Source organism: Reichenbachiella sp. MSK19-1, from assembly GCF_003590315.1.
GTDB classification, from domain to species: Bacteria; Bacteroidota; Bacteroidia; order Cytophagales; family Cyclobacteriaceae; genus Reichenbachiella; species Reichenbachiella agariperforans.
The window spans coordinates 190277-202646 of the sequence record NZ_MIER01000015.1 but is presented as its reverse complement, the minus strand read 5'-3'; the positions used below and the strand labels follow the sequence as shown (position 1 = coordinate 202646).

The 12370-nt window shown below is 42.8% G+C and carries 7 protein-coding genes; all 7 read left to right on the top strand.

Annotation, left to right across the window (positions count from 1 at the left end; translation table 11 throughout):
- Window positions 1-54: 54 nt before the first annotated feature.
- The 7 genes from BGP76_RS09215 (at window position 55) to BGP76_RS09185 (ending at window position 12368) form a co-directional block, all read left to right on the top strand.
- Complete coding sequence (locus BGP76_RS09215) at window positions 55-2226, top strand: T9SS type A sorting domain-containing protein (protein ID WP_119844447.1); 2172 nt, start codon at window positions 55-57, stop codon at window positions 2224-2226.
- Window positions 2227-2377: 151 nt separating this feature from the next.
- The gene (locus tag BGP76_RS09210) at window positions 2378-3667 is read left to right on the top strand and encodes a glycoside hydrolase (protein ID WP_119844446.1); all 1290 of its coding nucleotides are present in this window, start codon (window positions 2378-2380) and stop codon (window positions 3665-3667) included.
- Entirely contained in the window at window positions 3664-5241 is a 1578-nt protein-coding gene (locus BGP76_RS20440) for a ThuA domain-containing protein (RefSeq protein ID WP_221409869.1), read from the top strand. Before BGP76_RS09210 ends, BGP76_RS20440 begins: the two co-directional genes overlap by 4 nt.
- Before the next feature lie 2 nt (window positions 5242-5243).
- The gene (locus BGP76_RS09200) at window positions 5244-7016 is read left to right on the top strand and encodes a DUF5060 domain-containing protein (RefSeq protein ID WP_119844445.1); all 1773 of its coding nucleotides are present in this window, start codon (window positions 5244-5246) and stop codon (window positions 7014-7016) included.
- Between the two features lie 214 nt (window positions 7017-7230).
- Window positions 7231-7758 (top strand): RNA polymerase sigma factor, encoded by a 528-nt coding sequence (locus BGP76_RS09195; RefSeq protein WP_119844444.1) that lies wholly within the window; start codon window positions 7231-7233, stop codon window positions 7756-7758.
- An 82-nt stretch (window positions 7759-7840) separates the two neighbouring features.
- A complete protein-coding gene (locus BGP76_RS09190) occupies window positions 7841-8842 on the top strand; it encodes a FecR family protein (protein WP_119844443.1) in 1002 nt (333 codons plus the stop codon).
- 115 nt (window positions 8843-8957) lie between these two features.
- Window positions 8958-12368, top strand: a complete 3411-nt coding sequence (locus BGP76_RS09185; RefSeq protein WP_245816864.1) for a TonB-dependent receptor — start codon at window positions 8958-8960, stop codon at window positions 12366-12368.
- The last annotated feature ends 2 nt before the right edge of the window (window positions 12369-12370 follow it).

Below are 12370 nucleotides of genomic sequence, written 5' to 3'. Positions count from 1 at the left end.
CTAGAGCAGACTTCTGCTCGTGTGATTAAAAAAAAGAAAGGTTAAGAATCGATTATGAAACTGAAATTTCACTTATTTCTATTTATCCTGATGTTGGGGTATAATATAGTACAAGGTCAAGATACTGTAGATGTGAATCTTCACATCCAACATGTTGTCAATGGTGTGTCGGATTTTGATCGTGCCAAGTTTATCACGATTCACGATGACTTGACTGGCAATGAATGGGAAAGTGATGAACAAAAGCGATCCTTGTTAGAGGATTATGATGTGTATTTTGGTCGAAACAATGGAGGTATTGTCTGGGAATGGAACAATACCAAAGAAAACCCCAACAAGGCGGGCTGGCCAGATGTGGACTATATGAAGATAAGAGGACAGAATGAGAAGAGTAACTATTCGTCGCAGACTTTTGTTCATCAGTTTGAGAATCGTTATGCGAACATGGTCGTGGGGGGACAAGAGCATATGTTTCCTCATGGGCAGGCTACCAAGGATGGATTGATCTATGAAGGGTTTGATGCTACAGCTGAATTTTACGGGCAGTATTTCAAGGAGTATTTTGGTGAAGGTGGTACCACGGGTCGTCCAAAACCAGGACTTGTAGAAGTGATCAACGAACCGTTTGTAAAGACGGGGCAGTTGGGAACTACCAACCTAGAAATGAGTAAATACCACAGTGTAGTGGCTAAGCGTATCAAAGCCCTCAATCCTAACCTTTGGGTTGGAGGCTACTCAGCAGCTCATCCCGCTTTTGAATCCAATAATTTTGGTCACTGGAATGGAACTTGGAAGACATTCATAGACGAAGCGGGAGCAGATATGGATTTTTTCTCTTTTCATCTCTACGATTTTATCCAAACCACAGGTGATATGTCTCAGGAGCTGCACCGCTCTGGTAGTAATATAGAAGCGATCATGGATATGATAAGTCACTATAGTTACCTTAGATTGGGTGAGGTCAAGCCCTTTTCGGTTTCCGAATACGGTTGGCTATGCAAAACATGTGATGGAGGCTATGACCCCAAAGAAGACTGGTACAATCTTCGTTCGTTCAACACCATGATGGTTCAGCTCATGGAGCGTCCCGACCAGTTGATCAACTCCATACCATTTATGTTACTCAAGGCCAGCTGGGCCAAGCCTGTAGGTGCAGAGTACAATACTTATGGACCTAGACTACTGCGTGAAATTGGTGAAGTGGAAGGAGAAAAAGCGCATGACGGATGGGTGTATACGGATCTGCTTATGTACTACCAAATGTGGGCAGAACTTAACGGAAAGCGGGTAGATAGCTGGTCCAATGACATGGATATGATCGCTGATGCTTATGTAGATGGAAAAACGGCTTATGTGATCCTCAGTAATTTGAATGAAGAAGCAAAAACAGTGAATTTGAAAATCAAGGGTACATCAGACAATCCATTAGTTAAAATTACAGCACAGCATCTGTATGAGATAGGAGACATTCCACAATTGGACACGCTGGTGTATGATGCTGCCATTGATGCTTTCGACCTGGGGCAACAGGCAACAGTGATCATGAAGTATGAGTTTAAAAATGAAATATCACTGAGTGAAAGTCTCAACGAAAAAAAATATTATGCCACCAATTATCTCGTCCCTATCAGACCTCAGCAAAGTTTAGCTTTTTCTATACCTGGAGTTGATGTAGGTGAACATGGGGAAGCAGTCCTAAGAGTAGGTATAGGTCGTGATCATGGGATGAGCTTGAGACCTGCATTGAAGGTCAATAATCAGATAGTACCTGTACCTGTTGATTGGAGAGGCTATGATCAGTCTACTAGAGACATTTTTTTTGGTGTGTTGGAGATACCTGTCCCGCATGAGTTGTTAAAGGAGAATAATACCGTCGAGTTAGTCTTTCCAGATGAGGGAGGACATGTTAGCTCTATTGTATTGCAGGTATTTAATAGCAGTATCGATATAGCAAGGTCAGGCGTAGAGGTAGAAGAAGTCACCTTGACGGTAGACGATTTAGATTTAGGAATGGAAGTGTACCCAAACCCAACGACAGGTAGTCTCACTGTCAAGGGATTAAACATGAATAGTCCATATTCTGTTTTCGATTTGTCGGGAAAAGTCCTAACAACAGGTGCATTGTCTGCTGGAGAAGTGAATCTGTCAGGGTTGCAAGATGGAGTATATGTCTTGCAAGTAGCTGAGATGGAGCAGGTGTTTCAGGTAAGAATTATTAAAGAATAGTAATAGTAAATCTAGTTTTATTGATTGTGTTGGTTGCAATCGGGTTGTACAGTCATGGTTAATGATGTACAACCCGATATTTTGTTGAAATCAACCAAGATCATATTGGATCGAAGAGAATAGTAAGAGATAGAAATAAAAAAGATAGAACATGAATAGGGATTTTTCAATCATCTTGTTGATGATTTTTTCGATGATTATGTGGGGTTGTCAGGATAATGTAGCGCCAACTAAAGAGGAGGCAGTGGCCACACAAAAGGGTTTTCCTTTTTGGCTTCCAAAAGAAAAACCAAAGCGAACACTGAGTGCTGCGATGGAGCGAAACTATGACAATTATATGGCTCCAAGGCCAGAGGACAATGAATTGTATTCTCAATTTAAATACACGGAACTAAAGGGATTTGATTACCATGGTGGTGACGGGACTATCTCACGTCGAGACCCTTCGAAAGTAATCTATGAAAACGGTAAGTACTACGTCTGGTATACATATCGTCATACATCTACTTCACCAAAGGGTGCTGAAAAGAGCAACGATACCATCCCGTCTACAGATTGGGACTTGGCAGAGATATGGTATGCAACCAGTACGGATGGTTTTACTTGGGAGGAGCAAGGAGTAGCTGTGCCGCGTCCTCCGAAACCACGGGTAGGTTGGCGGTCGGTCACTACCACTGATATATTGAAATGGAAGGGGAAATATTACCTCTACTATCAGGGCTTCATGGAAGCCAGTGGCAAGCGAGGGGATGATTGTCCAGTAGCTGTATCCTATGCTGACTCACCGGATGGCCCATGGACACCACACAATGAAGTCGTCATTGCTAACGGGGCAGAAGGAGAGTGGGACCAATATTCGATACATGATCCGTATCCTATCGTTCGTGATGGGAAGATATGGATATACTACAAGTCTGACGCAGATGGAGATCCTCGATTGGTACGAATGCAAGGGCTGGCGATAGCAGATGACCCTTTGGGACCTTTCGAAAAACATCCACTAAACCCTGTGATAACCTCAGGTCATGAGACGACTTTGTTTCCATTCGAACAAGGAGTTGCAGCACTTGTAATCAAGGATGGTAACGAACATTTTACCATACAGTATGCTCCTGATGGAGTCAATTTCGAGATTGCAGCTATCACGTCACTCATGCCCACAGCTGCTGGGCCCTATGTGCCAGATGCATTTACCAATACGCAAAATGGACGAGGTATCACCTGGGGGGTGTCACACATCACTAACGCAACTACTTGGGCGCAAAACCATGCTGTCCTATTGCGTTTTGATTGTGATCTGAGTTTAGATGTAAATGACCCTGCCATGAAACAGCATAACAATTACTACAAACCAGAATTTTATTACAGACATGGCTTGAATAGAGAGCAAAGAGAACGGATATTAGCAGCCAATCAGGACATGAAACAAAAGACTAAATGATGAAGAAAAATTATTGGCGGGCTTATGCAGTGATTGCTATTCTACAAATTTTCGGAACGAGCCTGTTCGCGCAAAACGAAGGTGAGCTCAAAGTATTGATTTTTAGTAAAACGAATGGTTGGCGACATCCATCCATCGAAAAAGGTCAAAGCGCGTTAGGCGAATGGGCCGATGAGCAAAATTGGAATTTGACACTTTCAGAGGACTCATTAGATATCTCTGTTGACAACCTGAAAGAGGTAGATGTATTACTCTTTCTCAATACCACAGGAGATGTACTCGGAGAGCAAGAGCAGGAGGCTCTGGTGTGGTATATAAGCCAAGGGGGAGGTTTTGTCGGTGTACATTCGGCCGTAGACACGGAGATGCAGTGGCCTTGGTTTAGACAAATGATAGGTGCCCGATTTAAGAACCACCCAAAAGTACAGGAGGCTCGTAGTACAGTTAGTCATAGCCATCCAGCGGTAGAGCAGTGGGGAGACAGCCTCAGTTTTACCGACGAGTGGTACAACTATAAAGAACCAGTGGTAGCGCATGCCAATGTTATCTTGAATTTGGATGAAGAAAGCTATAATGGCGGTAATATGGGAGAGAATCATCCGCTAGCTTGGTATCATTACTTCGAAGGAGGTAGAGTCTTTTATACAGGTTTGGGTCATCGCAAAGGGACTTATGATGATTCAGGTTTTAGAACTCATCTTTCACAAGCCATCAATTGGGCAGGAGGGCGCTATGATCTAGCGTTGGATGAAGGGTGGACCGACCTGTTAGATCAGGAATTATCCCAGTGGGATAAATATTTGGGAGTCCCACATAGCTCTGTGTCAGGGTTAGGGGATGCGCCAAAGAGTAATGATGTTCGGAAGGGAACTCCGCTAGGCTTGCACAATGATCCCAAAAATGTGTTTAGTATCCAGATAGAAAATGAAGAGCCTGTATTGGCTATCAGCGGAGAGATATATGGAGGATTGACCAGTAAGCAGGAATATGGAAATTACCACTTCAAAACGGATTTTAAGTGGGGAGAGAAGAAATGGGAGCCACGATTGGATCAAAAAAGAGACAACGGTATACTCTATCACTGCAAGGGGCCTCATGGCGCTTTTTGGAATGTATGGATGAGCAGTTTGGAGTGTCAGGTCCAAGAGAGTGATATGGGAGATTTTATTGCTTTGACAGATGTATATGGCGATGTATCTGCCGACCGATTAGAGAAAGAAAACGGCAACTCATATTTTGTTTACAACCCTAAAGGTGACTTGACTCCTCTAAAGTGGGAGAAAGGATATGAAAGTGGTCAGGCTTCCAAAAATGGCTTGTATGAAAGGCCTAATGGAGAATGGAATACACTGGAGATTATTTGTGTAGGCACGACCAGTCTTCATATAGTCAATGGTCATGTAGTGAATGTGGTAAAAAATGCTCGATATGATCTGAATGGAGAGACTTTTCCAGTCAGTTCGGGTAAAATACAAATACAGTCGGAGGCAGCAGAGGCTTATTATCGCCGTATGCAAATTCGACCTGTTGAAGATTTTCCTAAGAAGTACAAGAAACAAGCTAAGTTGAAATAAGCATGAAAAGACGAACGAAGGATATATTACTTTTTTTATTGTTTGGCTTGATGGTCGGACAAGTGTATGGAGGAGAGATTGTAGGAGAGTTGAAACAGTGGCATACGCTGACCTTGACCTTTGAGGGCCCCACTACCAGTGAGTATGATACACTCAATCCCTTTTTGAGCTATCGCTTACAGGCTACTTTTAGCCATGGAGATACAAAAATCACTGTGCCGGGGTATTTTGCGGCAGATGGTCAAGCTGCCGAGACGAGTGCCCGATCGGGTAATCAATGGCACGTAAAATTTGTCCCCAATCTGCCAGGGAATTGGGAGTATAAAGTTTCGTTTCGCCAAGGGAAAAATATTGCTATTGATGATAGAGTAGATGCAGGACAACCTATCTCTTTTGATGGTGATTCAGGGAGTTTTGTAGTGGCTACTTCAGATAAAAGTGGTCGTGATTTTCGTGCCAAGGGAAGGTTGACGAAAGGTCAAGGACATTATCCCGTTTTTGAAGGAACGAGAGAAGTATTCGTCAAGGGAGGAGCCAATAGCCCTGAGGATTTGTTGGCTTATTATGAATTTGATGGCACGCCCAAGAAGCACCGTTATGATAATCATGCCGATGATTACCGTGAAGGTGACGTGACATGGCAAAATGGCAAAGGGAAAAACCTGATAGGGTCTCTTAACTATTTGTATTCCAAAGGAATAAATGCGGTGTATTTCTTGACCATGAATGTCATGGGGGATGGTAAAAACGTATGGCCATGGACGGAGGAGCATGAACGCTACCGGTTTGATGTGAGTAAACTAGCGCAGTGGGAGTTGGTATTTAGTCACATGGATCAGATCGGTCTAGCACAGCACGTGATTACCCAAGAGACCGAAAACGAAAACTTGCTTGATATAGGAAAAGTAGGGATTCAGAGAAAACTATATTACCGCGAGTTAATTGCCCGATTTGGTCATCATTTAGGACTTGTTTGGAATATGGGGGAGGAAAATGGTATCACGAACTGGAGTCCTGTAGGACAAACTGAACAAATGCGCGAGGAGATGATCAATTATTTCCGCTCGGTCGAACCTTATGGTAACTTGTTAGTGATTCATACTTTACCAAACCTCAAAGATCATGAGCGTACGATGACACCATTGTTGGGCAATAAATCACTCGATGGGGTTTCTTTTCAAATTCATCATCCGCATGATGCCTATAAGGTCACTACAGAGTGGAGACAAAAATCAGCTGATGCAGGGCAACCTTGGGTGATATGGATCGATGAAATCGGCCCAGCAAAGATAGGTGCATGGTCTGATGATAGACCAGAACAGCAAGACACGGTACGTAAGGAAGTCATCTACCCTAACCTCATCGGAGGTGGAGCAGGTATAGAACATTACTTCGGTTACAAACAAAAGCACAGTGACTTGAGCAGCGAAGATTGGAAAGTAAGGGACAGACTCTGGGAGATGACTGAGCATGCTATTAGTTATTTTGGTCAACTCCCGCTGCAGGATATGCAGCCACTGGAGTTGGTCACTAATGGCTATTGTCTAGCCAAAGAGAATGAGTTGTACGTTTGTTACCTGACAGATACTAGAGATGAGGTAGTGTTGGATTTGAGTCAGGCCAAGGGAAAATTATCAGTGTATTGGTTTGATCCAATCACGGGAAAATCGGACTTAAAAGGGAGTGTTCGTAAGGTTAAAGGCGGAGCTAAGGTAGTGCTAGGTACACCTCCGTCAGGCTATCCAGATCAGGATTGGTTGGTGAAAATAGAATGATTGATAGGCCAAAGGTATATGACAAATAAAAGTGGTGTGGTTTTTTAAAATTCCGCACCATTTTTGTTTGATCACAGTTGTGGTCTTGAATCTGATTATCAATCCATTAAGTATACAAATCAGATCATATGTGATATGAGGTGATTGATGCATTAGGTATTTTTATTTATTCAACAATTACTTGGTTAAACCTCTGTATAGGTACTAGCATGATATGATTTTCAGAAAGCGAAAAAAAGAGTTTTCTTGGGTCCGGTTTGAGGATTTTTATGATCAGTACGTAGAGACGTTGCTTCGGTATTGTTATGGATATTTAAAATCATGGACCGAAGCAGAAGAAGCCGTGCATGATATTATGCTCAAGTTTTGGAAAAATGTGAATCGCATCGAATCTCATCAAGCTGCAAAGAGTTATCTGTTCAAGTTGTGTAAGCATCATTTGTTGAACCTCCTAAGAGACAAGGCTCGGTATTCCACACTCCCCTTACTTGATGAGACGAATGAACCCATCGCTACCCAATCTGTCGAACATCAATATGTCTATATGGAGGCATTGGGTAGGGCAAATAATACGATAGCGCAACTCCCCCCAAAGAGAAAAATGGTCTATGAACTCAAAGTGAAATCAGGTCTCACTAATAATCAAATAGCATCTAAAATGGCTATTTCCACGACCATGGTAGAAAAACATTGGCAAAAGGCTGTCAACCAAATTCGTCAGGCTGTCAACGGATCAAAATAATTTCCATCTAGAAGGTTGGGTTTTGATTCTGTTTCGTGTCTTTATTATATGAGACCTGTGCGAAACACACATTTGTATACGAATGAAAAAAGCATTTTCGAATTACTTTAATAACCGAGCAGACCGAAGAGAGTTGCAGGAGTTGAGGGAGGCATTGCTAGATACACAAATAGATGATGAAGAACTCGTGTCTTCTATGTGTTCTATAGAGGATAACCATCCTCTAGTGGAGTTTCCAGAGCATATCAGTAAAGCGCGCATGAAAAAAGCCATTGCGTCGCAAATAGATCGGGATTATGCGACGAACAACTTGTCAAATATAGATTCTAGGTCCAGTTCAGTGGTGTATCTGGCAGCAGCGGTTGTAGCATTATTGATGGTTGGTTCAATAGCAGTGTACTATTCTCTGCAGCCCTCGAATGTATCTACCGGCTCAATAGCGGAAAACTGGAAGACAATAAAAACCGAAAGAGGTCAGCTAAGAACCGTAGGGCTTCCCGATGGCAGTAGAGTGAAACTAAGTGTCGAGTCTTCTCTCAAATATGCTACAGATTTTATGTCAACGAAAAAGAGAGAAGTATATCTGACTGGTGAGGCATTTTTCGAAGTAGAACGAATGCCTAAACGTCCGTTTGTGGTTCATGCCAAAGGGGTTCAGACTCAGGTTTTAGGCACATCATTTAATGTAAAGGCACTAGGAGGAGGATCACGTCTCGAAGTGGCCGTCAAAACAGGAAAGGTCAAAGTGAGCAGTGAAAGAGACAAGGATCAGTTTTACCTAGAACCCAATCAGATGGTGACATGGTCGGATGTGCGAAAAGAGAAAATGCCAGTTGACGCACTCGTTACTTTTGGCTGGATAGATGGGACTTTGTTATTCGAAAGAGAGCCTTTGTCTAAGGTCTTGGATAGGTTATCGACGTGGTATGATGTGGATTTTTTAATAAAAGGGGATTTCGGAGATGAACCCTATTCGGGTGTACATCGCAAGGAGTCATTAGAAACCTTGCTTACCGGTCTTTGCTTTGCTGGTAATCTGACCTATCAAAAACAGGGAAGACAGATTGTATTAAGAAGAAAATGAATAATAACTAAATAAACTCTAAACTAAGAAGGAGTTACATGGGACAGATTTTTCAGGCCCGTCCCATAATAACCCCTTCAGTTTAAGTTGCTTGTATAACTTAAAATGCAAATTTATGAAGCTTAAATTACTTACTGAAATAGTAAGGACAATTATTACTATGACTAAATATATGTCCTTTGGATTGCTGGTCAACTGCTTTTTGTTGACGTTTTTGTCTGCTAAGGATACTTCTGGTCAGCCGATGGCTTTGGAAGAAGTCCTGCTAGACCTAGAGCTCCGAGATGCTGATCTTGTTGATTTCTTTGAAGAAGCCAACAAGCAGTCACCCTTTACTTTTTCCTATTTCGAAAAAGAGATAGAATCTAAGAAGATCGGGAATGTCTCCTTTAAGGAAACAAGTATGGAAGAAGCACTCAGAGAAGTGTCTCGACGTGCCAATGTGCAGTTTAGGAGAGTAAATGATGCGATATACGTGTCTCGAAAAAAGTCCAGTATGTCTGCAGTGATTGATGAACAAAATAGCTCAGAGTTGCAGGACGTAACAGTCTCTGGACAAGTGTTGGACGAAATGGGGGAAGGACTACCAGGCGCATCTGTTTTGATCAAAGGCACCTCTAAGGGCACTACGACCGATATCAATGGTCAGTTTAGTTTAGTGACACCTGAAGATGCCGTTCTCATTGTTTCGTTTTTAGGATACCTGACTCAGGAGATAACCTTAGCGGGTAGATCTGAGCTCAATGTGCAGATGGAGCTCAATGCGGAGCAACTCGACGAACTCGTAGTAGTGGGGTACGGAACACAAAAGAAAGAAGATATGACGGGGTCTGTAGGGCTAGTCGAGGGTGATGATATAGCCAAATTCCCTACCGTCAACGCACAGCAAGCTATACAAGGTCGTATGGCTGGTGTACGTGTTGAAACCCAAGGAGGCTCTCCTGGAGCCAATGCCATAGTGACGATTCGAGGGTCTGGCACACTTTCAGACAATGGACCATTATATGTCATTGACGGTATGTTGACGGGGAGCATGAGTAGTTTGAATCCTAGTGATATTAAGTCAGTAACCGTTCTTAAGGATGCATCTGCCAGTGCAATATATGGTTCTCGTGCGGCGAATGGAGTCATCATTGTGACGACCAAGAAGGGTCGGTCTGGAGAGGTGGGAATCGAAATAGACGCTAGTTATGGAATTCAAAAAGCCGTGAAGACATTAGACTGGGCTAATGCAAGGCAATATGCGGATATTAGAAATACTGCCATAGACAATGACAATGCGCGTAGTGCAGACGTTCCTGGATTTGTCCCAACGCCATATTCATCAGCCAATGATAGCATGTTTGATCCATCTATCGATAGCGACATACAAGGTGAAAGCCTGAGAACAGCACCTATGTCAAACCTCAACATGAGAATTTTTGGAGGCTCTGATAATGCCACATACAGTATCTCTGGTAACCATATGAAGCAAGATGGTATCGTAAAGGAGTCATCTTATGAGCGCTTTAACATTCGTGCCAATTCTACCTTTACGAGGGGTAAATTTAAATTTGAAGAGACCATCGGTATTACCCGTACCATCAACAATCCGAACAATTATTTCAACAAGGAAAGAGACCTAATCCCTACAGTACCTATGTACGATGCGGATGGCAATTTTACAGCCGAGCGAACGGATGGAGCAGATATTGGGATCGGGAATATTACGAATTCTCTAGGACTAGCGTCATTAGAAGATCGAACAGTCACTAGAAACACGCTCATCGGAAACGTAGCAGGTAGTTATGAGTTTATAGAGGGGCTGACCTACAGATTGAATGTCGGGATAGAAGCCTATGCTGATAATAACTACACTTTTACACCTACTTTTAGGTTCAATGATACGGAGCTGGGGTTTAAGCAATTTGCAGAGCTAAAAGAGCAAAATACCAATTATCTCTCATCACTCATCGAAAATACGCTTACCTACAAAAAGAATATTGGAAAAAGTGAGTTTGAAGTTTTGGCGGGGTATAGCAACCAAAATGGAAATCAACGCATGTTAGGAGTGGTAGCAAGGGACTTTCCAAATAATGAAATCCGAGTAGCGTCGGCAGCAGCGGATAGAGCTGAGATGCCTTCTTATGACAATACGTGGGGACTGATTTCCTACTTTGGTAGATTGAACTATGTCTATGATAGTAGATATATGGTCACTGCTTCTATTCGTCGTGACGCTTCATCATTTTTCAAGAATCACCCTTGGGGTACATTTCCCTCATTTGCGGTTGGTTGGAATCTTAGCAATGAGAGATTCATGGAATCGGTCAACTTCGTATCGAATGTAAAGTTAAGAGCCAGCTACGGTGAGATAGGTTCGAACAATGCAGTGCCTTATGTTGCTGATCCAGTTTACAATGTACACAGCTCATATATCACCGGGTCAGATCAATCTCGACAGCCTGGCTATGCCAACACACAGGCTACTAACGAGTTGCTCACGTGGGAGACTTCTGTCATAACGGATGTTGGATTGGAGTTTTCTGTACTTAGAGATAAATTATCTATTACCATGGACTACTTCAATAAAGAGTCGAGAGATGTCATTGCAGATTATGAGCCATCGCCATGGACTGGAAAGTCCGGTACAGTCAAAAGAAATATGGCGACCATAGTGAATCAAGGGTTTGAATTCATGGCGAATTATGCTGAGCAAGTAGGGGATTTTAACTTTAATGTAAATGCTAATTTCACCTACTTAGACAATGAAGTTACAGCGCTAGGGTTGTCTGGGCCTATCCCGGGTGGTGGATATACGTCTAACGGGGGATCTGCAAGTCTTACGGATGTGGGACAGCCGATAGGCGCTTTCTACGGATTGAAAGTAGTGGGTATTTATCAGACTGATGAAGCGGCCGTAGCTGACAACCGACCCAATGCTGGTGCTGGGGATTTTATATTCGAAGATGTGGACGGAGTACCAGGGATCACTGATGAGGATAGACAATACTTAGGGAGTCCGATTCCGAATTTTGAATATGGAATAAATCTGTCAGCTGATTATAAAGGCTTTGATTTGACGTTGTTTTTCAATGGAGTGTCAGGGAACAAAATCCTAGATGGTACTCGATATAGAGGGTTTTTTGATACTGAAGGCAACTATCTCGCAGAGGCTACTGATGGATGGTCTCCGACCAATACTGATAGCGATCTGCCGAGAAATTCTCTTATTGATCCGGCTAACAATAGACAGATGTCCGATTTCTACTTGAGTAGTGGTGCTTATTTCAGACTTAGAAATGCACAGATTGGTTATGCATTGCCAACTGCGTGGGTAAACAAACTAGGTGTTAGCAAAGTCAGGATTTATGGTACAGCTCAAAACCTGTTTACGCTCACCAAATATACAGGCTACTACCCTGAGGTAGGACGTGGAGGTAGAGACCGAAACTCTTCGAGTCAGAAGATTTTCAACGCAGGCGTGGATGAAAGTGCCTATCCCACACCACGTACTTTTATGATGGGAGTTCAAGTCTCGTTTTAATC

Bases quoted from the DNA above. Each gene is read 5' to 3' on its own strand.
- BGP76_RS20440 (WP_221409869.1), top strand. From the start codon at position 3,664: ATGATGAAGAAAAATTATTGGCGGGCTTATGCAGTGATTGCTATTCTA.
- BGP76_RS09210 (WP_119844446.1), top strand. From the start codon at position 2,378: ATGAATAGGGATTTTTCAATCATCTTGTTGATGATTTTTTCGATGATT.
- BGP76_RS09215 (WP_119844447.1), top strand. From the start codon at position 55: ATGAAACTGAAATTTCACTTATTTCTATTTATCCTGATGTTGGGGTAT.
- BGP76_RS09195 (WP_119844444.1), top strand. From the start codon at position 7,231: ATGATTTTCAGAAAGCGAAAAAAAGAGTTTTCTTGGGTCCGGTTTGAG.
- BGP76_RS09185 (WP_245816864.1), top strand. From the start codon at position 8,958: ATGAAGCTTAAATTACTTACTGAAATAGTAAGGACAATTATTACTATG.
- BGP76_RS09190 (WP_119844443.1), top strand. From the start codon at position 7,841: ATGAAAAAAGCATTTTCGAATTACTTTAATAACCGAGCAGACCGAAGA.
- BGP76_RS09200 (WP_119844445.1), top strand. From the start codon at position 5,244: ATGAAAAGACGAACGAAGGATATATTACTTTTTTTATTGTTTGGCTTG.